Annotated in this window: 28 protein-coding genes, 1 pseudogene and 1 other annotated feature; of the genes and pseudogenes, 5 read left to right on the forward strand and 24 right to left on the reverse strand. The window is 43.2% G+C overall.

The genetic code is table 11. The features are described from left to right. Positions 1–49: 49 nt before the first annotated feature. From BFW96_RS13170 to BFW96_RS13195, 8 genes are all read right to left on the reverse strand, one after another. On the reverse strand, positions 50–487 hold the full coding sequence (locus BFW96_RS13170; protein ID WP_069839651.1) for a DUF669 domain-containing protein: 438 nt from the start codon (positions 485–487) through the stop codon (positions 50–52). 24 nt (positions 488–511) lie between these two features. Beyond that, positions 512–709: a hypothetical protein gene (locus tag BFW96_RS13175; protein WP_139123537.1), complete on the reverse strand. Its 198-nt coding sequence runs from the start codon at positions 707–709 to the stop codon at positions 512–514. Further along, on the reverse strand, positions 699–1,637 hold the full coding sequence (locus tag BFW96_RS13180; RefSeq protein ID WP_069839652.1) for an AAA family ATPase: 939 nt from the start codon (positions 1,635–1,637) through the stop codon (positions 699–701). Before BFW96_RS13180 ends, BFW96_RS13175 begins: the two co-directional genes overlap by 11 nt. 3 nt (positions 1,638–1,640) lie before the next feature. Further along, a complete protein-coding gene (locus tag BFW96_RS13185; RefSeq protein ID WP_069839653.1) occupies positions 1,641–2,195 on the reverse strand; it encodes a host-nuclease inhibitor Gam family protein in 555 nt (184 codons plus the stop codon). Positions 2,196–2,261: 66 nt separating this feature from the next. Next, the gene (locus tag BFW96_RS21740; RefSeq protein ID WP_200761848.1) at positions 2,262–2,399 is read right to left on the reverse strand and encodes a hypothetical protein; all 138 of its coding nucleotides are present in this window, start codon (positions 2,397–2,399) and stop codon (positions 2,262–2,264) included. Continuing rightward, complete coding sequence (locus BFW96_RS13190; protein WP_041055414.1) at positions 2,389–2,664, reverse strand: YqaH family protein; 276 nt, start codon at positions 2,662–2,664, stop codon at positions 2,389–2,391. Before BFW96_RS13190 ends, BFW96_RS21740 begins: the two co-directional genes overlap by 11 nt. After that, positions 2,661–2,816, reverse strand: a complete 156-nt coding sequence (locus BFW96_RS21745) for a hypothetical protein (RefSeq protein WP_166638362.1) — start codon at positions 2,814–2,816, stop codon at positions 2,661–2,663. Before BFW96_RS21745 ends, BFW96_RS13190 begins: the two co-directional genes overlap by 4 nt. Positions 2,817–2,884: 68 nt before the next feature. Next, the gene (locus tag BFW96_RS13195; protein ID WP_060399201.1) at positions 2,885–3,157 is read right to left on the reverse strand and encodes a helix-turn-helix transcriptional regulator; all 273 of its coding nucleotides are present in this window, start codon (positions 3,155–3,157) and stop codon (positions 2,885–2,887) included. Between the two features lie 279 nt (positions 3,158–3,436). On the opposite strand from BFW96_RS13195, the gene BFW96_RS13200 reads away from it, so the two are divergent. The 3 genes from BFW96_RS13200 to BFW96_RS13210 are packed head-to-tail and all read left to right on the forward strand — an operon-like array spanning position 3,437 to position 5,798. Then, complete coding sequence (locus tag BFW96_RS13200; RefSeq protein ID WP_069839654.1) at positions 3,437–3,871, forward strand: helix-turn-helix domain-containing protein; 435 nt, start codon at positions 3,437–3,439, stop codon at positions 3,869–3,871. Positions 3,872–3,884: 13 nt separating this feature from the next. Continuing rightward, positions 3,885–4,331, forward strand: a complete 447-nt coding sequence (locus BFW96_RS13205; RefSeq protein WP_060399203.1) for an ImmA/IrrE family metallo-endopeptidase — start codon at positions 3,885–3,887, stop codon at positions 4,329–4,331. Positions 4,332–4,361: 30 nt separating this feature from the next. Next, the gene (locus BFW96_RS13210) at positions 4,362–5,798 is read left to right on the forward strand and encodes a recombinase family protein (RefSeq protein WP_200761849.1); all 1,437 of its coding nucleotides are present in this window, start codon (positions 4,362–4,364) and stop codon (positions 5,796–5,798) included. Between the two features lie 12 nt (positions 5,799–5,810). On the opposite strand, the pseudogene radC reads toward BFW96_RS13210, so the two are convergent. The 6 genes and pseudogenes from radC to valS form a co-directional block, all read right to left on the reverse strand. Further along, a pseudogene (gene radC / locus BFW96_RS13215) lies at positions 5,811–6,218 on the reverse strand (RadC family protein); the annotation flags it as partial. 36 nt (positions 6,219–6,254) lie between these two features. Continuing rightward, positions 6,255–6,824: a Maf family nucleotide pyrophosphatase gene (locus BFW96_RS13220; protein ID WP_040082267.1), complete on the reverse strand. Its 570-nt coding sequence runs from the start codon at positions 6,822–6,824 to the stop codon at positions 6,255–6,257. Between the two features lie 151 nt (positions 6,825–6,975). Continuing rightward, complete coding sequence (locus BFW96_RS13225) at positions 6,976–7,974, reverse strand: SPOR domain-containing protein (protein ID WP_069839655.1); 999 nt, start codon at positions 7,972–7,974, stop codon at positions 6,976–6,978. A gap of 133 nt (positions 7,975–8,107) precedes the next feature. Beyond that, entirely contained in the window at positions 8,108–8,854 is a 747-nt protein-coding gene (locus BFW96_RS13230) for a prepilin peptidase (RefSeq protein WP_083252878.1), read from the reverse strand. A gap of 139 nt (positions 8,855–8,993) precedes the next feature. Continuing rightward, positions 8,994–10,286, reverse strand: coding sequence for a bifunctional folylpolyglutamate synthase/dihydrofolate synthase (locus tag BFW96_RS13235; RefSeq protein WP_069839657.1), 1,293 nt, complete (start codon positions 10,284–10,286; stop codon positions 8,994–8,996). Positions 10,287–10,345: 59 nt separating this feature from the next. After that, complete coding sequence (gene valS / locus BFW96_RS13240; RefSeq protein ID WP_069839658.1) at positions 10,346–12,988, reverse strand: valine--tRNA ligase; 2,643 nt, start codon at positions 12,986–12,988, stop codon at positions 10,346–10,348. A 59-nt stretch (positions 12,989–13,047) separates the two neighbouring features. Further along, positions 13,048–13,270, reverse strand: a binding site (T-box leader). Positions 13,271–13,435: 165 nt separating this feature from the next. Here valS and BFW96_RS13245 point away from each other — a divergent pair. Continuing rightward, entirely contained in the window at positions 13,436–13,627 is a 192-nt protein-coding gene (locus tag BFW96_RS13245) for a hypothetical protein (protein WP_003222590.1), read from the forward strand. Positions 13,628–13,645: 18 nt separating this feature from the next. Here the strand turns inward: BFW96_RS13245 and cotN are convergent, their stop codons facing one another. The 8 genes from cotN to hemA all read right to left on the reverse strand — a co-directional run bounded on the left by cotN (position 13,646) and on the right by hemA (position 22,788). Beyond that, positions 13,646–14,671: a spore coat protein CotN gene (cotN, locus tag BFW96_RS13250; RefSeq protein ID WP_069839659.1), complete on the reverse strand. Its 1,026-nt coding sequence runs from the start codon at positions 14,669–14,671 to the stop codon at positions 13,646–13,648. Positions 14,672–14,703: 32 nt separating this feature from the next. Further along, positions 14,704–16,404: a LysM peptidoglycan-binding domain-containing protein gene (locus BFW96_RS13255; protein ID WP_069839660.1), complete on the reverse strand. Its 1,701-nt coding sequence runs from the start codon at positions 16,402–16,404 to the stop codon at positions 14,704–14,706. A 130-nt stretch (positions 16,405–16,534) separates the two neighbouring features. Continuing rightward, positions 16,535–17,827, reverse strand: coding sequence for a glutamate-1-semialdehyde 2,1-aminomutase (gene hemL, locus BFW96_RS13260; RefSeq protein WP_069839661.1), 1,293 nt, complete (start codon positions 17,825–17,827; stop codon positions 16,535–16,537). Positions 17,828–17,856: 29 nt separating this feature from the next. Next, positions 17,857–18,831 (reverse strand): porphobilinogen synthase, encoded by a 975-nt coding sequence (gene hemB / locus BFW96_RS13265; RefSeq protein ID WP_069839662.1) that lies wholly within the window; start codon positions 18,829–18,831, stop codon positions 17,857–17,859. Beyond that, complete coding sequence (hemD, locus tag BFW96_RS13270; protein ID WP_069149998.1) at positions 18,828–19,616, reverse strand: uroporphyrinogen-III synthase; 789 nt, start codon at positions 19,614–19,616, stop codon at positions 18,828–18,830. Before hemD ends, hemB begins: the two co-directional genes overlap by 4 nt. Beyond that, a complete protein-coding gene (gene hemC, locus BFW96_RS13275; protein ID WP_083252879.1) occupies positions 19,606–20,550 on the reverse strand; it encodes a hydroxymethylbilane synthase in 945 nt (314 codons plus the stop codon). Before hemC ends, hemD begins: the two co-directional genes overlap by 11 nt. A gap of 32 nt (positions 20,551–20,582) precedes the next feature. Beyond that, positions 20,583–21,413, reverse strand: a complete 831-nt coding sequence (locus tag BFW96_RS13280; protein ID WP_003222575.1) for a cytochrome c biogenesis protein — start codon at positions 21,411–21,413, stop codon at positions 20,583–20,585. 7 nt (positions 21,414–21,420) lie between these two features. Next, positions 21,421–22,788 carry a glutamyl-tRNA reductase gene (hemA, locus tag BFW96_RS13285; RefSeq protein ID WP_014664862.1) on the reverse strand — a complete coding sequence of 456 codons (1,368 nt, stop codon included), beginning with the start codon at positions 22,786–22,788 and terminating at the stop codon, positions 21,421–21,423. A gap of 229 nt (positions 22,789–23,017) precedes the next feature. Here hemA and BFW96_RS13290 point away from each other — a divergent pair, with 229 nt between their 5' ends. Then, positions 23,018–23,515, forward strand: a complete 498-nt coding sequence (locus BFW96_RS13290) for a hypothetical protein (RefSeq protein ID WP_069839663.1) — start codon at positions 23,018–23,020, stop codon at positions 23,513–23,515. Positions 23,516–23,536: 21 nt separating this feature from the next. Here BFW96_RS13290 and yihA read toward each other — a convergent pair whose 3' ends face one another. Beyond that, the gene (yihA, locus tag BFW96_RS13295) at positions 23,537–24,124 is read right to left on the reverse strand and encodes a ribosome biogenesis GTP-binding protein YihA/YsxC (protein ID WP_014114673.1); all 588 of its coding nucleotides are present in this window, start codon (positions 24,122–24,124) and stop codon (positions 23,537–23,539) included. Further along, entirely contained in the window at positions 24,121–26,445 is a 2,325-nt protein-coding gene (gene lon / locus BFW96_RS13300) for an endopeptidase La (protein ID WP_069839664.1), read from the reverse strand. The genes yihA and lon overlap by 4 nt, the downstream gene beginning before the upstream one ends. Between the last annotated feature and the right edge of the window lie 52 nt (positions 26,446–26,497).

Here is a 26,497-nt window from a genome sequence, read left to right on the forward strand (position 1 = left end):
CCTTTAAAAACGAGGGAGCTATACACTCCCTCAAATGTATTTCTTGTGATCAAAACGGTACATCTTCATCGCTCACTGTTATTGAGCCGGTATCCGGTGCCGGCGCTTCTGACGGCTTAAACGCTTTGACTTCTGGATATTTTTTGCCGTTATGCTCTCTTTCTCCAACAACTAGGCGGATCGGTTTATTGAGGAAAGCATTCGCCCATTCAATATGATCCTTAAATTTCATTCCGTTCGGGAAGCCCGCGGCCTTTGATGCTTGATGAAATCTCCACATTGCATTATCTGTAACAGTGAAATTGTCGTATAGGATTTTCTGGCCCTGACATGCCTGCTCAACGTCAGAACGGATTTCATAATCAACGACAAGACGCTGGTTGCCGGATGCAGCCGTTTTTCCTTCAAAGTTGATAACTGTCGCTTCATATTCTCCTGGTTTAATTGGTTCAAATGCTTCGCCTTTGCTGTGATCTACTGTAAACATATTTAATTCCTCCAATTTTTTGTTTTAGTTGCCTTTTAGTACAGCTACAAGATTTTGAGTAATTGAATCCACTACATGCGGATCGGTGATGTCTTCATTTCGCAAATCATAAATCACACTGTCTATGCCACTATTCAATCTATCAATCTCTGAAATTAACCAGGGCACATCAGATATGGTCGCATGCCCCCGAATCTCTTCGAGTTTTGAATCATTTTTCACTTGGATCACCTCCAAGCACACTGTTTAATCTATCAATAGCAGCATTAGCAAGTTTGATATTCCATTGTTCAAGCTTCTGATTCGCTTTGATCTGGAACTCCTCAATCATTTGCGCAGCCTTTTCGTTGCTCTCAATCATCATTTTGATGTGAGTAATCAACCCGATGCGTTCTGTTTCTTCCTCCGCCTTTACGTCAATACCGAGCTCAAGCCACTGATAAAGTTTGCGGCCGACTTCCGGGTTTAGCTTGATTGAAGAGCCTTCAAACATTCGCGTATTGTCTTTTGAGGTCTCAGCCATATGATCAATGTCAATATTAAAGTTGAGCATAAACTCGTATTCCATTTCATCTTTCTGTACAGGTTTTGTCCCAACCTTACGAGGAGCCATTTTGCCGTTATTATCAGGCTCCACTACATACTCCGTTTTTGTTCTCAATGTCGCTAAGATGTGAACATCATTTTGCGTTAACGTCTTAATGAGCTTGGTTGTTTCCGGCGCAAGCTTACCCCAGTTTTGAAAAGAGTTACCGGACATGCTGCCATGTGTTTCAACTATTCCGCCTTCACCCTGCCAATTGTGTGAAAGTGAATCAATCACGACAACCTCTGCACCGGCGTTCTTTATTGCTTCGACTGCCATTTGATATCGTTCTGTCGTATATGGCGGTGTAAAATCAATATGCTTAAAGCTGCCGATGCGAATTTCATCAAACTGCAAATTAGCGTACAGTTTTGCGCGTCGATGCTCGGTATCAACGACGCCGATCTTCGACCAGATTACATCGTCGCTTGCTTCTGGGTATGCCTCACGCATCATTCCGTAAGCTACCAGCAGGGCACCGGCTGTTTTACCGGAGCCACTTGGACCGATAAATCCCACAATTGCTTTTTCCTTTTGACGCTGCGCGTCTGTTACTTGAAACATCCCTTACACCTCCACTTTAAAGCTGACTGTTTCCGGCTGCACTTCCACGCCTGGGACAGCCTGTCCATTTGAATCAATTACGATTGGTTTACCTTCAAGCTCAGTGACAGTCAATGTCTTCTTAAGATCACCCCATGCCACAGACTCTTTTATAAACTCCTCCATACCGGCATCCTTCACATGCTGCAGAAGTTTTTCCTTGTCCACTTCTTTAGGCGCTGCTTTTGTGGTACGGCTTTTAGATTTCCCATAAGGTGTGGAAAGAGTTTTTGCCTTCGGGTCTTCCTGCAGCTGCTTTGTATGATAGACACTCACCAGTTTTTCAAAGAATGAAAGACTGTCAGCTAAAGGCTTAAGCTCCTGCCTTTCCCATTCTTCAATACGTTGCTTTTCTGTGGCTGCCAGTGCTTTGATTTCCTTTTCCTGCGACTTAAGTGCAGCTATTTTCCGGAAAGCCCAGTTCAGGCTGTTCATATCAGTAATTTCAAATTGTGGACGGTTCCCTGGCAATTCGCCGTTATTAATTTCATTTAGTTCAAAGTCCTGTAATGGATTCATATGAGACACCTTCCTCTATTTGATTTTGTTGAGAGTTCCATTTAAAATAAAGTTGCTTGTTTGTTTTTAGTCCACATTGCCGTGTGGGCTTTTTTTATTTATTTCTTCATCGGCATCCTCTACCCGATCCCGGTCATATTGGAGATACTCTTTTGGATAACCGTAACGATTAATTTCCGTTATGATCGGATGCTCAAGATTCATATACAGGCCTCTTTACAATTGAGACATCAAGACCTTTACTAAGAAATTGAGTTGCAACTTCATGTAGCTGAACGACTTGTTCAGGATGATGCATCCGTTTGATTTCCTTGAACATTTCAGCAGCTGACAAACAGAGATCAATACATTCATCGAAATTGTTGTCCTCTATTTCATCTGGAAGCAATTCGTTCAGCAGAAACTGTGCTGATGCCAATTTACGTTTAGCTTTTTCCTTATCTGATTTAAGAAATTGATTTAGATTCATGCTTTTACTCCCTTCATTTCTAAATAGACATGACAACATTTGACCATTTGTTTGTTAGAGAAATGAGCAATTTTAAATCGGTTCTTTTTGATCATCTTCTGCTCAAATTCAGCGAAGAAGGCTGCAAGTTCAATTGCCTTTTCTTTCGTCATTTGATTTGTCTCCTTTCTCCAATGCCTCTTTTTCGAGAATCCTTGGAACCGATAACTTCATGAAAATTTCATAAAGCCTGGCTTCTACATGTGCTGGCAGCTCTATCATATCCACCCTCCTCAACTACTTGTATTTCCGTCATTTTTAACACGTTTAAATCCAGATTTATAAAAATCGCTATTCTGGAAAGTGTCTTTGTACTTGGCAGATATCTTCCGTTTTCAATGTCAGAAAGATAAGTCCTAGACAGGCCTAGCGCCTTCGCCATTTCTGTCTGTTTCAAGTGCTTTTCTTTCCGTTTGTTTTTAATTAAAGCTCCAAGCTTTTTCCCATCCAGCATGTTTATCACCTCCCGTTAAGGTATGGCTAAATTGTATGGTATTCACGACATTTTGTAAAAGTCGAAATATGACGAAAATCAAGCATTTTAAAGATTTAGAGAGTATTTATCTTGTATTTCCGTCATTTTGCTAAAAAATACTTGTATTTCCGTCATTCTTGGTATTGTATTTCCGACATTCGGGCACTATAATTGGGACATAACAAACGACTCGTGTAACCTCGTGTAAGCTCGTGTAATGCAGTGAGGTCCACTGTGTTGTAAAGGAGATAACCGATAATGACTGTAGGGCAAAGAATTAAAGCTATTAGGAAGGAACGGAAGTTAACTCAAGTACAACTGGCTGACAAAGCTAATCTTTCTCGTTCATACCTTGCAGATATTGAAAGAGATAGATATAACCCCAGCCTTTCCACCTTGGAATCTGTAGCAGGCGCACTCGGTGTGCAGGTCTCTGCAATTGTTGGTGAAGAAAACCTTATAAAAGAAGAGCCTGTAGAATATAACGCTAAAGAAGAAAAAGACATTGCAAAGCGTATGGAGGAAATAAGAAGGGACTTAGAGAACTCGGATGGACTAAGCTTCTCTGGCGAGCCTATGAGCCCTGAAGCCATTGAGTCCCTCATGGAAGCAATGGAACACATCGTCCGTCAAACGCAAAGAATCAATAAGAAATACACTCCAAAGAAATACAGAAAAGACGATCAAGACTAGGGGGCCTTATACTTTGATAAAAGCAGCTGTGCAAAAACTAATTAAAAAGTATAAAACCAGTAATCCTTATGAACTTGCATCATATTTAAATATCAATGTTTTTCAATGGGACTTACACCATGAAATAATGGGGTTTTATAAATACGACAAAAGAAACAAATATATCGTTATCAATTCTAACTTAAGCCAAGGTGAAAAAACATTTGTCTGTTCTCATGAACTGGGGCACGCACAATTGCACCCTCGTGCTAATACCCCTTTCATGAAAGAACATACTCTTTTCTCAGTTGATAAGGTCGAAGTTGAGGCAAATACTTTTGCCGTTGAACTTCTTCTTCCCGACTGGGTTATAAGCCAGTATAAAACTACAAACTTTACCCTAAAAGACGTTGCTGTGATGAATGGGGTACCAGCAGAGTTAGCACATTTAAAAGATTTATCGGGGGTTAAAAATTTTTAACCTCAAAACAGAACATACGTTTCTAGGAGGATGTTTCAATTGGAACTAATGGAAGCGAACAGCCTTAAGAATGTTGGAATATACGTTAGGGTTTCGACAGAAGAACAAGCAAAAGAAGGCTATTCAATCGCTGCTCAAAAGGAGAAACTGAAAGCCTATTGCGTTTCCCAAGGATGGGCAAATTACAAATTTTATATAGACGAAGGAAAATCAGCTAAAGATATACATAGGCCATCACTTGAATTAATGCTCAGACACATAGAACAAGGTATCATTAACACAGTGCTAGTATATAGGCTCGACAGACTGACCCGGTCTGTTCGTGATCTCTATTCTCTTTTAGACTACTTTGACAAGTACAATGCCGTTTTCAGATCCGCCACTGAGGTCTATGATACGGGATCAGCAACTGGCAGGCTTTTTATCACGTTAGTAGCCGCTATGGCTCAATGGGAAAGAGAGAATTTAGGGGAACGTGTAAAAATGGGTCAAGTTGAAAAGGCTCGACAGGGACAATATAGCGCCCCTGCCCCCTTTGGTTTCACAAAAGAAGGTGAATACCTGGTAAAGAATCCTCAAGAGGGCGAAATTCTTTTAGATATGGTAGATAAGATCAAAAAAGGCTATTCACTCAGAGAATTGGCAGACTATCTCGACGAATCAGATGCTATGCCTAGAAGGGGTTATAAATGGCACATAGCCTCTATACTCGTAATGCTGAAAAATCCGGTACTTTACGGCGCTTTTCGGTGGGGTGATGAGCTAATTGAAGATGCTTTTGAAGGCTATATCTCTAAAGAGGAATTTGAGCAGCTACAAAAAATATTACACGATCGGCAAAATTTCAAAAAAAGAGAAACCTACTCAATTTTCATATTCCAAACAAAAATAATTTGCCCAAATTGCGGAAATCGGCTTACATGTGAGCGTTCTAAATATTTTCGGAAAAGAGATAATAAGCATGTAGAAAGTAATCACTATAGATGCCAAGCCTGTCTTTTGAATAAACGCCCTACCATCGGAGGCAGCGAGAAAAAATTCGAAAGAGCTTTAATTGAGTATATGCAGAATGTAAAACCAAGACTCGAACCGAAAATACCGGAAGAGAAACAACAGGACTTTGATAAGCTCCATCAAAAAATACTCAGTATTGAAAAACAAAGGAAAAAATATCAAAAAGCTTGGTCTATGGATTTAATGACTGATCAAGAATTTGAGCAACTAATGGCAGAAACAAAAGATGCTTTCCAAAAAGCGCAAACTGCCTTAGAACAAGAGCAAACTTTTCATAAACCTAAAAACCCCATTGATATAAAGCGTGCTAAAGAAATTGTAACTATGTTTAACACAAGTTGGTCTGTATTAACCAGCGAAGAGAAAAGACAAATAGTCCAAGAATTAATAAAGCAGATTGAATTTGAGAAGAAAGACCGTAAAATCAAGATTTTAGACATTCAATTTTATTAGTATTTATGTAAAGTATGAGCAGACAAAATGCTCCTGGGTTAAAAAGCGCATATCCTCCATGACAAGATTAGCGCCGTCTTCCGGGGAGCGAATGACGAAATGTTCTTCGTTGGCTAATTTATGAATCCGGCTTCCGAGCTCAACTGCTGCCAGTATTTGAATCGCTTTTACCATACCGATTCCCGGGATGCTTGACAGCTCTTCAACCGATGCTTCCTTCAGCAGACGCAGCCCGTCAAAAGAGCGCAGCAGCCGGTTTGACAGCTCCAAAACAGATTCGTGTTTAGTCCCTGTCCGCAATAATATAGCCAAAAGTTCATGATTCGCTAAGTTCTCGGCTCCGACTTTCAGGAGCCGTTCTCTTGGCTTTTCTTTCGTTGGGAAATCTCTGAGTTTTAATGGCAGATCGTGTATGACCAAGCACTCCTTTTCTTTCCCTTCCCGTTTATAAAATCATCATGCCTTTATATCAAAATGACGTAGAGCTCTCATTGTTTTTGATATAGGAAGGCCCATGACTGAATAATAATCTCCGTCTATTTTCTTTACAAAAAGCGCGCCTCTTCCTTGGATGCCGTATGCACCTGCTTTATCCATCGGCTCTTTTGTTTCAATATACGTCCAAATCTCTTCTTCACTGAGGGGCCAAAACGCAACTTCTGTCTTATCATAAAAAGTCTCGCTGTGATTTTCAGCTTGAATGCTGACCGCGGTTATTACTGAGTGACTTCGGCCTGAAAGCCTCCGCAGCATGGATGCAGCTTCTTCTTGATCCTGCGGTTTTCCGAGGCATTCGCTGTCAAGGCATACCATTGTATCAGCACCGATAACAATTGCATGCGGGTGGAGATCAGCAACAGCCTTAGCTTTTTGTTTTGCCAACCATTGGACGTTTTCTTCCGGTGAAAGGTTTCGATTTAATTTTTCTTCTACTTCACTGACAATAATGGAGTAGGGCAGCTGGAGAAGATCGAGGAGTTCTTTCCTGCGCGGAGATTGTGATGCAAGTATTAGCGGTTTTGTCATGTTCGTCATCCTTTCAGGGTTTGCTTAAGAAAAAAAGATACTCGTTTATCCTACCAAATCACGGGGCTTGTCACAATTTCAGAAAAATAACTTTTTCATGACAAAATAAAAAAAGCCTGTCACTAAAGGACGAAGGCTCACGCATTTTCTCTTATTTAACGACGGCTAACAGCTGCTGCTGAGCCTTCCATCCGGCTGCAGCACTTGGCTCCTCTAACTCCTTTAATGCCTGCAGAATCGCTTTTTTCTCTCCTGTTTCTGTCGCTTTTGTTTCACCAAGCGACTTTTCTATTTTTTCTACACTCGCTTTTGTAAAGTCTTCTCCGAGAATCGCCTTTGTCGCAAGCTCCGCTGTTTCCTTAAAAGAATCTGTCATATCCGACTCTATTGATAAAGAAAGCTCCTTTCCTCCCCAAGCTTCAAAATCACTGTCGATTAAAAGCTGTCCTAACTGCTGTGAGACATCCTTTTCACTTGCTAAGCCTGCAATAACATACGTATACCCATCATCCTTTGACAGTGACACGGCGGAATAACCTTTTTCGGTCAATTGTTTTGTTAACGTTTCGGCACCCTTTTCATTTGAAAATTTTCCGGCTTGCACAGCGTATGTTTTGTATGTACCTTCAGTTTGTGCCGCTTGTTTTTCTGTGCCTGAGGTTTGTTTATCAGCAGAAGCATCTCCGGCTTTTGCCGTTTGGCTGCCTAGAGAATCCTCTAAAGAGGCCGGTGCTGACGCTTCTTTATTCCCCGATATGCTTAACGCGAATAGCCCTAATCCAGTGCCAATGACAGCCGCGAAGGCAATCGTCGCAGCCACTCTTTTTACTGGTTTGGCAGTCCCGGTCTTTCCTTTTGCATAAGACTTTGATTTTTTCTTTTGATAAGGAGGAACAACTTTAGGGTCCTCTTTAAACACCTTGTCCTCCTCGGAATCCCAATTAAATTCATCTTCATCAGGATGTTCCTGGGATGCCGCAACCTCTTGTTCTGCCTTTCTTTTTTCCTCCCAATTTGAAAATGTCATGCTTTTATCCGCCTCTGTATCTTGCGTCTCTTGTTCGTAAACTGTCTCTTCTTTTCCATTAATCGTCACCTTGAGGGCTTTTTCTGCGGCTTTACTGTTTTTTTTATTCTTTCTTTTTTTCAATTCCGCTTCCTCCCTTCATTTGCTTGACCGTTCTTGTCGGCTTTTCATGCTACACACTTTAGCACAGGCGAAAAAAAAAAGAACAAGACTTTTGTCGTCTTGTCCAAAAAACGTTCGTCAAATTTTTCAGCAGTCATCCCGATGCCATTTTGATATAAAACGAAATGATAGAGTTCCCATATAAATAGGTTAAAATACTCCCTGCCGCTATTGCAGGGGCAAAGGGAAGCGGCTGCTTTTTGGCGAGTCTACCAGTCAGAACAGCTGCCGACCCGTACAATGCGCCTATCAAAACAGAAAAGAAAAAGGCAGCCGCCAGCATTTTCACACCAAGCACAAAGCCAATCACCGCAAATAATTTAATATCTCCTCCCCCTACTCCCCCATGAGTGATTGCGGCAATTAAAGCCAGAAATAGAAATCCGGCTGCAGCACCTAACAGGCCTGCATACCAGGAATCAAGCGGAGAAATCAATCTCGCAGCGACCAAAAAGGGAAGGAAAAAAATCAATATTCGATTTGGAATCAGCATATAATGAAGATCTGTCACTGCAACAATAATGAGAAGAGAGAGAAACACGACAGCGGTTAACAATTCCAGCGACATGCCAAAGCGTATTCCTGCGGCGGCAAATAAACACGCTGTCACAAGCTCTGCCGCGGGATACATAAAAGAAATCCTATGCCCGCAGCTTTTACATTTACCTTTTTGAAATAGGAATGACAGGATGGGAATTAATTCTGCAGGGGCCAAAGCCCGCCGGCAAAACGAGCATGATGAACGGGGCGCGATAATAGATAGATGTAAGGGGATACGGCGTCCGGCCGTATAGTAAAAAGAACCAAGGATAAGCCCGAAGATAAAAAGAATGAATAGCATAGACAACACACCTTTACTCACTGAGTTATGCTATGGATTGTAGCAAAATGAGAAACCTGAACTCCAATCGGGATTATGCAATTTTACACATAAAAAAGCCGGCAGAATCTTTTTTCGATTCTGCCGGAACCTGATTCGTTTATTTCAACCGTTTGCGAATGTCAGAAATAAAATAAAGAGATCCGGTAATCAGCACAATTTCATGTGAGCCCTTTTTGCTTTCTACGAAATTGATCACATCGTCTGGATCTTCACTCCAGCTTTTATTGCTGATTTCACTTGCATCATAGAGATCTTTTGCAAGAGAAGCACGGGGAAAATCAAAAGAAGCAAAATGAATTTCATCAGCTATGGTTTCCAGTCTTTTAATCATGTTCTGATACGGTTTGTCCTTTAACGCGCTAAATACCACAGAAATGCGTGAATTGGCGAAACGCTGCTTCATCGTTTCCGCCAGCTTTTCAACACCTTCTTCGTTATGCGCACCGTCTAAGTAAACCGGAGGATCTTCTTGAACAAGCTCTAACCGTCCAGGCCAAGCAGCCTTCACAAGCCCGCTTCTTAACGCTTCATCACTGATATGGGCAATATTCTCCTTATTGAGCCACTCCGCAGCCAAAATGGATAAAGCAGCATTTTGTCTTTGGTGGGTGCCAATCAAGGATGTCCGAATATCTTCATAACATTTTTCGCCCGTTTTGAATGAAAACTGTTCTCCTGCAGGCAGAGCCTCTTCATTGAAAATAACACAGGTATCATGTAATGACTGGAACGGCGCAGCATGCCGTTCAGCTTCATGGCGGATGACCTGTAAAGCTTCAGGCTGGGTAACTGCTGTAACGATTGGAATACCTTTTTTAATAATACCGGCCTTTTCTCCTGCAATTTCTTCAATGGTGTTTCCCAAAATGTTCATATGATCGTGTCCGATGCTTGTGATCACAGTTAAAAGCGGCTCTACTACATTCGTAGAATCGAATCTGCCGCCCAAACCTGTTTCAAAAATAATAAAATCTACCTTATGAAATTCTGCAAAATATAAAAATGCACAGGCCGTCATAATTTCAAATTCTGTCGGCTGCCCGTGTTCCATTTGATCAAGGGCTTCAACGTGCGGTTTCATTTGATTAACGAGTGCTGTCCATTCTTCATCTGTAATCGGTGTCCCGTTTACGCTGATCCGTTCATTAAACGTAATGATATAAGGCGATGTAAACGTTCCTACCGTATATCCGGCTTCCTGCAGCATAGAACGGATAAAAGCGACAGTTGATCCTTTACCGTTTGTTCCTGCGACGTGGAGCGCGCGGATTTTTTTTTCAGGATGTCCTAAACGCGCCATCAGCTGCTCCATTCGGCCAAGCCCGGGTCTCACCCCGAATTTCAGCCGCCCGTGAATCCAGCTGCGCGCTTCTTGATATGCAGTAAACAATGATAATCCCCTCTTTTATAAGACAAGGCGGTTTCTCTAGAAACCGCCCCGGCTTTTCATTAGCCCTTCAGCTCAGCCATTCGTTTTTGAACAGCGTCACGCTTTGCCACATAATCTTTTTCTTTTTCACGTTCTTCATCAATTACGTGTGCAGGCGCTTTTTTCATAAATCCTTCATTTCCAAGTTTCTTTTGGACGCGCTCGACTTCTTTCGTCAGCTTATCGAATTCTTTTTGCAGACGGGCAATTTCTTCATCAATATTAATTAAGCCTTCAAGCGGAAGAATAACCTCTGCTCCTGAAACAACGGCCGTCATCGCTTTATCAACAGCCTCGATATCCGTGCCGATTTTAAGAACGCTCGGATTCGTAAAGCGTTCAACATATGAACGGTTCGCTTCGAGGCGGGCTGCTATTTCGTCTGTGCTTGTTTTAATATACAGTTCAACCTGCTTGCTCATTGGCGTATTGACTTCACTGCGGATATTACGCACAGAACGGATCAGCTCAACAAGAAGCTTCATGTCAGCTGCCGCTTCCGTATCAGTATGCTCCGGCACGACAACAGGCCATTGACTTACTGTAATCGATTCCCCTTGGTGAGGAAGGTGCTGCCAAATTTCCTCCGTTAAGAATGGCATAAACGGATGGAGCAGACGCATCGTTTGATCAAGCACGTAAGCAAGGATGGAACGGGTAGTTTTCTTAGCCGCTTCGTCTTCTCCATAAAGCGGAAGCTTCGCCATTTCAATATACCAGTCACAGAAATCATCCCAAATAAAGTTATATAAATGGCGTCCGACTTCACCAAATTCATATCGGTCAGCAAGCTGGGTCACGTGCTCGATCGTTTCATTTAATCGCGTTAAAATCCACTTGTCAGCGACTGATTTTCCGCCTGACAGATCAAGCTCATCGTACGTCATGCCATCCATGTTCATTAATGCAAAACGAGAGGCGTTCCAAATTTTATTGGCAAAATTCCATGTCGATTCCACTTTTTCATAGCTGAAGCGCAGATCCTGGCCAGGAGAGCTTCCAGTCGCAAGGAAATAACGCAGAGAATCAGCTCCGTACTTGTCAATGACATCCATCGGATCGACACCGTTGCCAAGAGATTTACTCATTTTCCGGCCTTGCTCGTCACGGATTAAGCCATGAATTAAAACATCCTTGAACGGGCGCTCGTTTGTAAATTCAATGCCTTGGAAAATCATGCGTGACACCCAGAAGAAAATGATGTCATACCCTGTCACGAGAACGTCTGTCGGATAGTAGCGTTTAAAGTCTTCAGCTGTTACATCAGGCCAGCCCATTGTGGAGAAAGGCCATAGCGCAGAACTGAACCATGTATCCAGCACGTCTGTATCCTGTTCCCAATTTTCGCTATCCTCCGGCGCCTCAAGCCCGACATATAGCTCTCCTGTTTCTTTATGATACCAGGCAGGAATACGATGCCCCCACCATAACTGACGGGAGATACACCAGTCGCGAATGTTTTCCATCCAGTGTAAATACGTTTTTTCAAAACGGTCAGGCACAAAATTGACTTTTTCTTCTTTCTTTTGCAGCTCAATCGCTGCATCAGCAAGCGGCTGCATGCGCACAAACCATTGTGTAGAAAGATAAGGCTCCACAACAGCCCCGCTTCGTTCACTATGGCCGACAGAATGCATATGATCCTCGATTTTAAAGAGAACTCCCGCTTCCTGTAAATCTTTTACGAGCTTTTTACGGCATTCAAAACGATCCATACCTTGATATTGCAATGCATTTTCATTCATCGTGCCGTCTTCATTCATGACAAGAATGCGTTCTAAATTGTGGCGGTTGCCAAGCTCGAAGTCGTTCGGATCATGAGCAGGCGTAATTTTCACCGCACCTGAACCAAATTCCATATCAACATAGTCATCACCGACAATCGGAATTTCACGATTTACAATCGGCAGGATCACCGTTTTTCCGATAAGGTGTTTATAGCGTTCGTCTTCAGGGTGAACGGCAACTGCTGTATCACCGAGCATCGTTTCAGGACGTGTCGTCGCAATTTCAATTGAACCTGTCCCATCAGCAAGCGGATAGCTCATATGATAGAATGCGCCTTGAACATCCTTGTAAATCACCTCAATGTCGGATAGGGCTGTCTTTGTCGCTGGGTCCCAGTTAATAATATATTCGCCTCTGTAGATCAGGCCTTTTTCATAAAGCTTAACGAATACTTCCCGTACCGCTTTGCTTAAGCCCTCATCCAGCGTAAAACGTTCCCGGGAATAATCAAGGCCAAGACCTAATTTCGCCCACTGGCTGCGAATAAAGTCAGCATACTCTTCCTTCCACTTCCACGTTTCTTCGAGGAATTTTTCACGGCCCAAATCGTAGCGGGATTTGCCTTCTTCACGAAGTTTCGCCTCCACTTTAGCCTGTGTCGCGATGCCGGCGTGGTCCATGCCAGGCAGCCACAGCACATCATAGCCCTGCATGCGCTTCATTCTTGTTACAATGTCTTGCAGCGTTGTATCCCATGCGTGGCCAAGGTGTAGTCTTCCAGTTACGTTTGGCGGCGGGATGACAACAGAGTATGGCTCTTTTGTCTGGTCACTGCCCGCTTCAAAAAATTTGCCTTTTAGCCAAAAATCATATCGGTCTTTTTCGACCGCTGCCGGATCATATTTCGTCGGCATTGTTTGTTCATTCGTTTCCATCATAACCCTCCAGCATGTTTAAAAATGGCTGAGAACGAAAAAAGAGCTCTTCATCCCTGTAAAAGGACGAAAAACTCTTTCGCGGTACCACCTTTTTTCATGAACTCTATCAGTTCATGCACTTATAACGGATAACGGGTGTTTCCCGAATTTCTCTACTCTTCCTTCAAGAAATTATGCTCCCGGGCGACCTTCCAATCAGACAGCATAAGAAGCCTTTCAGCAAACGGCTTCTCTCTCTGCATGCGCCTTTTTTGTACTCTTCCCGTTCTAAGCAGGTGTATTTATCAGCTCATTGTATACATTATTTATGTTCTTTATTATAGTAAAAGTGTTTTTGATTCGTCAATCATCTTTTCCAAAAACACCGCTTTCTATACAGATAGGCAGGCACCTATTGCCCAAGTTTACATATGATGCTTGTAAATGCGTAGAGGAGGATGCACTGTGAAGAAACGTTTCAGCTCTTATTCGCTGCCGCCATGGGTCAGGCAAATTCGGCTTGTATCCGCACAAGTGATTATTCCCATTACGATTTTTCAAGGAATCAGAACCATTTTCTTTCCGACAACCTTTGATGTTTTGCTGCTCGCAATCCTAATCTTTTTAGCTTGCGCCCTTCATTTAGAATGGATATAAACAAACAAGTCCGCGCCATTAAGACGTGGACTCGTTTTCAGCCTGAAATTTTTTCTCTTGTTCAATCTGATGAATTTTCATCACAAACGGCTCTATATTTTTCATTTGCCAATAAGCCTTTAATAATTGTGTACATTCCTCTTTTTCATGCTGTCTTTTCCCGGCTTGATAACCGTTCAGCACCTTGTACATGGCTTGCGGATAAGCCATATAGCTGAGAAATAGACTGACTTCCGCTTCACGTAAAGGAAATGATTTCGTGTATCCATAAAACCATTCGACGCATTCCGGACAAGCTTTCGGAAAGCCTCTGAACATTTTTGTGAAAAAGCCGAGCAGGTCGTTTTGCGGCGGACCGACAGAAGCTCTTTCGAAGTTTGTAAAATATCCGGTCCCGGTATCATTATATAGAAAATGGTGTATAGACAGGCTGCCGTGGTTCATCACAACCCTTGAAACGTCCTTTTCCTTTGCCGACTCATACCAGTTCTCCAGCCGCTCCAGCGCAAAGTTCACCGCGGAAATGGTTTCTGAAAAATAGGTGATGGCCTGAAGTTCAAAAGGAGAAAGGTACCACTCCTTCTCTGCTCTATCCACAAACTGTTCATAGAAGATCTTATCATGTTCCCACTTTTTTTTCGTTTGATCGTAATACCGTTCAATCTCATCACGCCTAACCTTTAGTTCCTGCATGGTTCTTTCGTGAAGGCGGGCTGTCTCTCTAAATAAATAAGCATGTTTCTGATCACGTTCTTCTTCTTGGTCAAATTGGAGCCAAGGCATTAAATAGTAGGTATCTCCGTATTGCCTGCCTGCTGAGAAAAACTCACCGCTATTTGTTCTGTATACAGGAACAAATGAACGAAAACCTTTTTCCTCAATCGCCACCATATGATCTGTAAATTGCCTGCCGCGACCCTCTTTCAACTTTTTCAGGGCAAATACGCCATAGTCTGTATACACTTTCCAAACAAGAGGACTGACAGGCTCAATAAATTGAGCAGTCAGTCCGTATTCCTGAAGAACCGATTGGGTATCTTCCATTTCATTCACCACATTTTCCGATCGCTTACGGTTTATGCATGGCTATTTTTATATTGAGGAATATAGAGAATCTGTCCTGCTTTTAATTCATCATCCAAGGCTAAAGAATTCATCCTGATCAGCTGCTGGGATGTAATTTCATACCGTTCGCATAAACGTTCGATCGTATCTTCCTGCTGCACAATGCAGATTTTCATTCTCGAAAACTCATCCTCTTCTCTTGTAAAAAGTTTCGTTAGATAAAGAGAATTATCACTTTCCTTTGTTTGAGGTTCCTTCGTTTCAGCAGCAGGAGAAACCCTAGGAACAGCATTCGTTTCCTTCCTTTCAGTCTCAGAGGATTCAGGCAGCTGGAAGGATTGAAAAGGTGTTTCTTCCACAGGCTCTTCAGCCGGTGGTGTTTTTCTCACTTCAATTTCGAAGCTTTCTTCCTCTTGTTCTTCCTCCTCCAGCAGCTTAGGCGCTGAATAAAAAGAGTCCTCCTCTTCTTGTTCGGGCAGGAAGGTCCGATAGGCCGGTTCAGGCGATTCTTCTTGAGATGCCTCCTCCGAGCTTGTTTTTTGATTGAAATGGAAATGCAAATCGGCTTTGTCATTCTCCGCATATACAGCTGAAGCTGATTCTCTGCTATCTTCTATGGAGAGAGCGGCCTCTGGTACATTCTCCAAAGCTCCATCCGGTTCCGTTTCTTCTTGACAAAGCGCCGTACCAGCCTGATCTGATTGAGGCTCTTCTTCATTTTGAGCCTCTTGACGCAATGCGTATTCATGAATAGATGTTTCTGCTTTTTCCTCTTTGACCACAGTCTCTGAATGAAGTTCAGCTTCCAATACAGGCGATTCTTCTGCGCCAGCGTGTTCACGAAGCTCATCCTCCGCTGGAGAGTCTGCTTTTTCACGAACATCTGCTACAGCTGCCGGCTCTGCCGTTTCTTTTTTTGCTTTAACGATCTCTTGAATCTCTATTTCTGAAGCAGCAGGTTCTGGCTCAGATTCTGCTTTTTCCGATTCTGTACGAACCTCTGCTTCCATCACTGCAGGCTCTTCAGCCTCGTCTTCCTCTTTTACATCTTCTCTGGCCTCTGGTTCTGAAGCAACCGATTCAGGCGGCTCAGATTCTGCTTTTTCTGTCTCCAGTTCTTCACGGAGCCCTGCTTTTGAGACAAAAAGTTCTGGCGGTTCATCCTGAAGAACTGCTTTCTCTGCCGATGATGCACCTGGTTCTTCTACATTATGTGCCGGCGGCTCTGAAAGCTCTTCCTCCCTGAACGCCTCAGGAGCTTCATATAAAGGTATCTCCGGTTCTTTGTCTTGCGTATCATCCAAAAGACCTTCGATCGCTAAATCAGCTTGAATTGTTAAAATGCGCGAATCCGTTAATTGATAGTCAAATGCGTCAATAAAAACAAAGACATCCTGTAAATGGCTTACTTTATTTTTTGGAATGGTAATATCCACAGGAAAACAGTGAGCCAGTTCCGCACTTCCATCCTCTCTCTTTCTGACTTGCTCAACAAACCGCTTATCTGTATACATCTCTTCGGTATGTTTGTTTTGATCTATGTTGTACTCACCTGTAAGTTCAAGCGATCCTCTGATTGATACATAATCATTTACTTCCTGAACCCTGATATCAGGATCTAATGAAATTGAAAGCAGTTCAGAAACTTCCTGTCCTTTTCGGAAACAGATCGATTCTTCTACAGAAAATTGCAATCGATGATTTTGCGGCAAGTTCATATCCTCCTTTCATCTAATCCTTAAAATTAGATGTCACTAAAGGTGTATGTATGAACTGGAGAAAATATGAGTGGGAGCGCACGAAAAAACCGGCACAAGGAGTCCTTGATGCCGGTTTTCACTCTTATCTGCGGCTGATCTCAGCAAGTACGTTCTCAGCTGCCTGGATTGTGTTTTCAATATCTTCATCAGTATGGGCCGTTGAGAGAAACAGTCCTTCGAATTGTGATGGCGGAAGGAAAACCCCTTCATTTGCCATCCCTTTATAATAGCTTGCAAACAGCTTCAAATCTGATGATTTCGCTGTTTCATAATTGATGACAGGTTCGTTTGTAAAGAAGAAACCAATCATGGAGCCTGCACGGTTAAAGGTATGCGGAATGCCATGTGCCTCGGCGGCTTTTGAAATTCCTTCTTCCAGCCTGTCGCCTTTTTTGATGAAATTCTTGTAGGATTCAGGTGTCAGCTGCTTCAATGTCTCTAATCCAGCCGTCATCGCAAGCGGGTTGCCTGACAATGTACCCGCTTGATAGATCGGACCGCTCGGAGCGATCTGTTCCATGATTTCTGCCTTTCCGCCATAAGCGCCGACAGGAAGTCCGCCCCCGATTACTTTTCCTAAACAAGTCAGGTCAGGCGTTACGCCGAAGTAGCCTTGAGCGCAGTTATAGTCGACGCGGAAGCCTGTCATCACTTCATCAAAAATCAGCAGGGAGCCATATTGCTCAGTGATATCACGCAGACCCTGCAGGAAGCCTTCTTGCGGCGGAACAACGCCCATATTTCCGGCAACCGGCTCTACAATGACTCCCGCAATGTCTTCACCGAATTGCTGGAAAGCAAGCTTTACACTTTCTAAATCATTATACGGAACGGTTATGGTGTTTTTTGCAATGCCTTCAGGCACACCAGGGCTGTCAGGCAGACCGAGAGTGGCTACACCTGAACCTGCTTTAATCAAGAGGGAATCGCCGTGTCCGTGGTAGCAGCCCTCAAATTTTAGAATCTTGTTGCGGCCCGTATAGCCCCTTGCCAAACGGAGGGCGCTCATTGTAGCCTCCGTTCCGGAGCTGACCATACGTACAATTTCTACAGATGGCACACGATCAATGACGAGCTTTGCGAGTTCATTTTCCACTTCTGTCGGAGCACCGAAGCTTGTCCCGTATTCAGCCACTTTTTTAAGGCTTTCAACAACGCGGTCATTCGTATGTCCTAAAATTAAAGGCCCCCATGACAAGACGTAGTCAATATATTCATTCCCGTCAATATCAAAGATTTTCGAGCCTTTTCCGCGCTCCATAAAAATCGGGTCCATGTCTACCGATTTAAATGCGCGAACGGGACTGTTCACACCACCCGGCATGAGTTTTTGCGCTTCTTTAAAAGCCGTTTTTGATTTTTCATAGCTTCTCATCTGCCTCAACTCCTGTCAACTGAATAAAATTACTCCGCAAGCCATTTTGCTGCGTCTTTCGCATGATACGTAATAATCAGGTCCGCACCCGCGCGCTTCATGCTTGTCAAAATTTCCAACACAATTTCTTTTTCCTTGATCCAGCCGTTCTGCGCTGCAGCCTTCACCATTGAATACTCTCCGCTTACATTATAAGCGACGAGCGGCAAAGTAAACTCATTTTTCACGTCACGCATGATATCCATATATGAAAGCGAAGGTTTGACAATCAAAAAGTCCGCGCCTTCCTCGACATCTGATTGTGCTTCGCGGAGTGCCTCCATACGGTTGGCAGGATCCATCTGATATGTTTTGCGGTCACCAAATTGCGGTGTGCTGTTTGCTGCGTCACGGAACGGACCGTAAAACTCACTTGAATATTTTACAGCGTAAGACATGATTGGAATATTGACGAATCCTTCTTTATCGAGCGCTTCTCTGATCACTGTAACAAATCCGTCCATCATGTTTGATGGCGCAATGATATCCGCACCTGCCTTCGCTTGGCTGACAGCTGTCTGCGCCAAAAGCTCAAGCGATTCATCATTGAGGATGACCCCGTCTTTGACAAGTCCGCAATGGCCGTGGTCTGTATATTCGCATAAGCACGTGTCAGCGACAACCACCATTTCAGGGAAGTGTTTTTTAATTTCCGTGATGGCTTTTTGAACGATACCATGATCATGGTACGCTTGAGTTCCGCAATCATCCTTTTCTTCCGGGATGCCGAACACGATAACAGATTGAATTCCCAGTTTGACCAGCTCAGCTACTTCATCCTTCAATAGATCTAATGATACATGATAAACATCAGGCATTGACGGAACATCTTTTTTGCCTTCAAGCCCTTCAACGACAAAAATCGGATAGATAAAATCTGATGGATGCAAACGTGTTTCCTTTACCATCTCTCTCATTGCATTTGATGTCCGCAGGCGGCGGTGTCTATTAAATGATTGACTCATATTCTCTCTTCCTCTCTAGACATGCTGCACATTAACTCAAGCATGCCATCTATTGTAAATGTATCTGGTGTATATGATGTAATGCCATACGTCAGAAGGGCGTCCCTTGTTAAAGGTCCGATGGTTATACAGGCAGTCTCATTCGCCTTCCACTTTTTTAATTCTTCTCCCAAGACATGCATAAACGTATGTACGGTTGATGAACTCGTAAATGTTACATAGTCAAAGGAATATTGACCCGCAGCCTTCTTCAGTGCCTTGATGCCTTCTTCGTCCGGAATCGTTTCGTAGAGAACCCATTCCTTCACTTCAAAACCGAGCGGAACAAGCTCTTGTTTTATCACATCACGTGACAAATTCCCCTTCATCACGGTAATCCGCTCTCCCGGTTCAGCATGCTGCTTAAGAGCGGCAGCCAATTGTTCAGCAATATAGTCCTGCGGCATCACATCAACCGATACGTTATGCGTTTTTAAACGGCGGGCGGTTTTTTCACCGACGGCCGCAATTTTTTTATGTGCAGGGAGAATAAGCTGATTTTCCTTCAGATAAGAAAAAAAGAAGTCTGCCCCATTCACGCTTGTAAAAACAAGCCAGCCTGGCGCGGCAAGATCCTCTCTCACCTGTTCCGCAACATCATTCGGCAAAGCGGGGCGAAACGTAATCAAAGAGGTCAAAACCGCTTTTCCGCCAAGCGCCTCCACTTTGTGCCGGAATGATGTTGCCTGTGCCTTATTCCGGGTGACAAGCACTGTTTTTCCTTTCAAGGGAAAATCATTTTCCATCCTCATCAAGCTCCCGTTTTACACGATCAATTAAATCTTTTGCTCCTTTGTCAGCCATAAGAGCGGCACAGCGCTTTCCTACTTCCTCCGGATCGTTGCCGATGACGGTTTCTTTAAAAATGATTTTGCCGTCAGGAGAAGCGACAAGCCCTGTCATTTCAATTTCATCCTGTCCGTTTAACACGGAGTAGCCTGCGATCGGAACCTGGCAGCCGCCCTCCATCGCATTTAAAAAAGCACGTTCTGCCAAAACAGTCCGTTTTGTATATTCATCTGTAAACTGAGAAAACAACGCCAACAGCTCTTCATCCGATTCTCGGCACTCAATCGCCAGTGCTCCTTGCCCCACAGCAGGCAAACAGCGCTCAGGCTCAAGGAATTCGGTTACGACATCCTGCTTCCACCCCATTCTGGAAAGGCCGGCAGCGGCTAAAATAATCGCGTCATAATCCTCTGTTTCAAGCTTTTGAAGTCTCGTATCTATATTCCCTCTAATCCATTTAATTGTAAGGTCAGGCCGCTCAATCAAAAGCTGTGCGCTTCTTCTTAAACTGCTTGTGCCAATGACAGCGCCTTCCTTCATTTCTGAAAGCTTTACGCGATTCTTTGAAATAAGGGCATCACGAGGATCTTCCCGTTCAGGAATACAGCCGATCACAAGGCCTTCAGGCAAAACAGCAGGCATGTCCTTCATGCTGTGCACTGCCATATCAATTTCTTCGTTTAAAAGCGCTTGTTCAATTTCTTTGACAAACAGCCCTTTTCCACCCACTTTTGAGAGTGTGACATCGACAATCCGGTCACCCTTTGTCACGATCTCTTTAATTTCAAAAGTAAACGAAGGGTTGATTTCTTTCAGTTTTTGGATAACCCATTTTGTTTGAGTCATAGCGAGTTTGCTTCGTCTGGAACCTACTTTAATCGTTCTCATCATTTCTTTCCTCCCGAATCTGCTTGGGACATCATTTAACTGAACCAATGGAATTGCGACAGGCTTCCAAGCAGGAAATAATTGATCATCAGCACGAGAAAACAAGCCGTATTCCACAGTGCAGCGACCTTTCCTTGCAGCTCTTTAATCAGCCTGATATAAAGATAATAGCTGTACAGCAGCAGGACGACAAATGAACCAAGCACTTTGGCGTCAAACCAATACAGCGTTTCTAGAGAGACATATGCCCAAATAACGCCGAGAATCAAACTCAGCAGCAGCATCGGAACGCCGATCACATTTAAAACATACGCCATATAATCAAGCTTTGATAAATCTTCTATTCTCAACAGCCATTTTCCCCACTTTTTCTTTTTCAGCAGATGATATTGAAACATGTACAACACAGAAAAAACGAAAGAAAGGGAAAAAGCGCCGTATGAAAGAATCGCCATTGTAATATGAATCACCAAAAGTTCTGACACAAGCTGCCCGGAAAAAGCCGCTGACTGCTGCTCTGTCGGTGAAAATGTGTGAATGGCAATCATAGAAAATCCTATAACATTTGTAAAAAACACAATAAAATCAACACGTAAAAGCTTTGTCAGTACAAGTGACAGCGTGACAAGCACCCAGGCATAAAAATAAAGCGCCTCCGTCACATTTAATACCGGAAACCGCCCCGTCACCCACATAAAATAGGCCAAATACACGGTTTGCAGAGTCCAGACAATAGAAAGCAACCAGAAGGCCATTTTTCCAGCCTTCCGGTTGTGTTGAAGAAAATCTATAAAATAAAAGAGTACACTTAACGCGTAAATGACGATTGTCCCCTCATTAAGTCTTGCCATTGCAGTATCAATCATTCAGCTTTCACTCACTTACAAGTGGGCTAAAGCCCGCTTTTGATTCAGCCTTTTTAAAAGAGTGGACCTTCTGGCTGCTTTCAAGGGTTTTCATCATTTGACGTCCCGCAGCTTCTTCAATATCAAAAATCTGCATAAACAACGCGAGCTTTTCTTCAGAATCAACATCTGCTGCAAGCTCTTTCACCTTTAAAATCGGATCACGCAGCATTTGGTTAATGATACTTTTGGTGTGTTTATTCAACAGTTTTTTCTCTCTTGTGCTTAAGTGAGGCAGCTTACGCTCGATGCTGTCCATCGTTTCTGACTGGATGGCAAGCGCCTTTTCGCGCAATGCAGAAATAACCGGCACAACACCAAGTGTATTCATCCATTGTTTAAATTCGACAATGGTTTCTTCAATTAACAGTTCAACTTTTTCAGCGGTTTCTCTCCGCTCTTTCATGTTCGCTTCTACAATGCCTTCCAGATCGTCGATATCATAAAGAAAAACACCTTCAAGATCATTCAGCGCCGGATCAAGATCTCTAGGCACGGCAATGTCCACCATAAACAGCGGACGTCCCTTGCGAAGCTTATTCGCGTTTTCCATCATCTCTTTGGACACGACAAATTCACTTGCACCGGTTGAACTGATTAAAATATCAGCCTCCGCAAGCGCGCTTTCAAGCTGATTCAAGCTTCTCGCTTCACCGGAGAAACGGTCAGCAAGCTCCTTGGCTTTCAAGTATGTTCGGTTAATGACAGTGACCTTGCCGATTCCTTGTCCGTGCAGGTTTTCTGCAGCAAGCTCGCCCATTTTTCCCGCACCGAGAATCAATATGTGCTTGCTTGAGAGATTTCCGAAGATTTTTTTAGCAAGTTCAACTGCAGCATAGCTTACAGACACCGCATTTGAGCCAATGTCTGTTTCGGCGTGAGTCCGTTTGCCCACTGTAACAGCCTGCTTAAACAGCTCATTAAAAATAGTACCGATCGTTTTTTCTTGCTGAGCTGTTTTAAAGCTGTCGCGTACCTGTCCGAGAATCTGCGTTTCGCCAATCACCATCGAATCCAATCCGCAGGCTACACGGAATAAATGCTCAACAGCTGCATCGCTCTCATAAAATGTTAAGAACGGTGACAGCTCTTCTTTGCTTAATTGAAACCAATCAGCTAAGAACTTTTTTATATAATAACGGCCGGTATGGAGCTGGTCGACTACCGCATAAATTTCAGTGCGGTTGCAGGTGGAGACAATGATGTTTTCCAGAATGCTTTTCTCTTCTTTCAGCTGCACCATCGCGTCTGCCAGCTCATTCGGCTGAAAACTTACTTTTTCACGTATCTCAATAGGGGCGGATTTATAATCTACTCCCACAACAAGTATATGCATCGCTTTAATTACACCCCCAACACCCAATCTTAATTTATAATTATTCTAACATAGAACTCATTATTTATAATAATTATAACATAGATTCTTTCACAAAATGTGAACAGATTTTAAAATTCTTATGCTATATTAGAAAAAGCTTCAGGGAAAAGAAGCATTCCTATTGACAATACCAAAAACAGCAGAAATTTACTACACATCAGCTCTAAAAAACAAGAAGGTGATATGCATGAAACAAAAATCAATTTTATTCCCTTGTCTGCTGCTTGCCGCTTCTTTATATGCTTGGCTTGAAAGCGGCCAAGCGGAACTGTTTTCAGGTCAGGATCAATGGCCTGTTCTCCTCATGCTGTTAGGCGCAGCCTTTGTATATCAAGGAAAAAAAGAAGCCGTTACCCCCCATTTCTTTATCGGTTTGCTTCTCTTCGGGATCGGTTTACACTTTTTTGCCAAGCCGAAATGGGTATGGTGGCCGGATGATTTTGAAATGATTCTCTTTATGATCGGCTTCTCACTACTCGTTTCAACCGTTCAAAAAAAAGAATATGTATATGAGGCTGTGTCGATGATTTGTTTTTCCCTGTTTTTGTACTTTTTCAAACAAATTATGGCGTGGCTTGAGTCTGCGCATATTCCAACAGCACTTCTGAAGGAGTATTGGCCGTTTGTCTTTATTGGAATCAGTTTATTGTTATTATTGATAAAACGGAAAAAATCTATACGATAAATAAAACCGGTAGAGGATTCTCTACCGGTTTATCATTTTTTTGATCGCTCCCCAAGCTTCGTCTTTCCCCTTTTTCGTTTCTGAGGAAAAGAGAATCAGCTCGTCTTCCGGATCAATATTTAATGTTTGTCGGACAACCTTCGCGTGTTTGTCCCATTTTCCTTTCGGGATCTTATCCGCCTTTGTAGCGATAATAATAACAGGAATGCCGTAATACTTTAAGAATTCATACATCTGTACATCATCATTGGATGGCGCATGCCGCAAATCAACGATCTGTACCACTGCTTTTAATTCCTCGCGTGTCGTGATATAGGTTTCAATCATTCTGCCCCAAGCTTCACGCTCAGACTTTGACACTTTGGCAAAACCGTACCCCGGCACATCCACAAAATGCAGCTCATCATTGATAATATAGAAATTGAGCGTTTGTGTTTTTCCAGGCTTTGACGATGTTCTCGCAAGATTTTTGCGATTGATTAATGAATTGATAAAAGACGATTTTCCTACGTTTGATCTTCCGGCCAATGCAATTTCCGGTAGCCCTCCTTCAGGGTACTGTTCCGGTTTTACTGCACTGATCACGATTTCTGACTTTGTGACTTTCATTTCTTCTCTCCTACTAAGGCATGTTCCAAAACTTCGTCTAGGTGGGATGCCAATATAAATGTCAGCCCCTCCCTGACGCTTTCAGGAATATCCTCTATATCTTTTTCATTCTCTTTAGGCGCAATAATGGTCTTCAACCCCGCTCTATGTGCGCCAAGCGCTTTTTCCTTCAGTCCGCCGATTGGCAGCACGCGCCCGCGAAGCGTAATTTCCCCAGTCATGCCGACTTCACGAGAAACTGCCCGCCCCGTTAAAGCAGAAACAAGTGCTGTTGCCATCGTAATGCCGGCTGACGGACCATCTTTAGGCACCGCACCCTCTGGTACATGTATATGAATATCATACTTCTCATGAAAGTCAGGTTCAATGCCAAGTTCTTCTGTTTTGGATCGCACATAGCTGAATGCTGCCTGAGCTGACTCTCTCATTACATCTCCGAGCTTTCCAGTCAGGATTAATTTCCCTTTTCCCGGTGAAAGCGATACTTCAATCGAAAGCGTATCTCCGCCAACGGTTGTATACGCAAGCCCTGTCACTACACCAACTTGATCCTCTGTTTCAGCTTGTCCATATCTGAAAATGCGTTTTCCGATAAAATCTTGAAGGTTCTTCTCAGTAACCGTAATCCGTTTTCGCTCTTCAGCAACAATGGCTTTTGCAGCTTTACGGCAAATTGCGGCAAGCTGGCGTTCAAGGCTTCTTACACCCGCTTCTCTCGTATAGTAACGAATAATATCAAGAATCGCCTGATCACGCAGCTGCAAGTTGCTTTTCTTCAGCCCGTGTTCTTTGATCTGCTTTGGAAGCAAGTGATCCTTTACGATTTCGAGTTTTTCTATTTCTGTGTAGCCTGCGATATTAATAATTTCCATTCTATCTCTGAGCGGCCCTGGAATTGTAGCCAAATTGTTCGCCGTTGCGATAAACAGCACTTTTGATAAATCAAAGGTTTCTTCAATATAGTGATCACTGAAGCTGCTGTTTTGCTCTGGATCAAGCACTTCAAGCATAGCAGATGACGGGTCTCCTCTAAAATCAGATGACATTTTGTCAATTTCATCTAATAAGAAAACTGGATTCAGCTTGCCGGCTTTTTTCATCCCCTGAATAATCCGTCCCGGCATTGCTCCGACATAGGTTCGTCTGTGTCCGCGGATCTCTGATTCATCCCGTACTCCTCCGAGTGAGATCCTGACGAATTTCCGTCCCAAGCTTTTTGCAATTGATTTGGCTAAAGACGTCTTTCCGACACCTGGAGGTCCTGCCAAACAGAGGATCGGGCCTTTCAGGGATTTTGTCAGCTTCTGGACAGCCAAATATTCTAAAATACGTTCTTTTACTTTTTCAAGTCCGTGATGCTCTTCGTCCAAGAGACGTCCTGCTTCTTTCAAATCAAGCTTATCATCTGTTTCATCCGTCCACGGGAGAGCAATCAGCCAGTCGATATAGCTGCGGATGACGGAGCTTTCCGCAGAACTTGACGGAATTTTTTCATATCGGTTCAATTCCTTAAGGGCTGTTTCCTTCACATGATCAGGCATGCCTGCTTCTTCAATTTTTTCAGTCAGCGTCTGAACTTCGCCAGTTTTGCCTTCTTTATCGCCAAGCTCTTTTTGGATCGCTTTCATCTGTTCACGCAAATAGTATTCCTTCTGCGTACGTTCCATTGAACGTTTGACACGCTGGCCGATTTTTTTCTCAATCTCCAGCACTTCTTTTTCATTATTAATAAAATCAATGACCTTGTTCAGCCTGTCTTTGACATCTGCCGTTTCTAAAATATCCTGCTTATCCTTTAGTTTAAGGGGCAGATAAGAAGCAACGATGTCTGCCATTCTCCCCGGCTCTTCGATATCAGTAACCGCGGCGTACGTTTCGGCCGAGATTTTTTTAGAAATTTTTATGTACTGATCAAAGTGGTCTAGCAAAGTCCGCATCAACGCTTCGTCTTCTGTATCTTTTGAATCATCTTCATGAATGAGTTGAATGTCAACCGACGTGTATTCCTCGTGTTCATTATATTTAACGATTTGGGCGCGCTTGAGGCCCTCCACCAACACACGAATCGTACCGTTCGGAAGCTTCAGCATTTGCTTAATTTTTGTATAGGTGCCGACAGTGAAAATCTCGTCTTCACCAGGTTCGTCTATCGAAATATCCTGCTGAGTGGCTAAAAATATCATATGATCATGCATCATTGCCTGTTCAAGAGCCTGAACCGACTTGTCACGTCCTACATCTAAATGCAAAACCATCGTCGGGTACACTAATAAACCTCTTAAAGGGAGGAGCGGGATGCTGCGTTTTAATTCTTCTGCCATGTGACTGACACCTCCGTGACTTTAGTATGAACCATTATAATACAACTTTTTC

Origin of the sequence: Bacillus sp. F56 (assembly GCF_001748205.1) — a bacterium.
Taxonomy (GTDB): Bacteria; Bacillota; Bacilli; order Bacillales; family Bacillaceae; genus Bacillus; species Bacillus stercoris.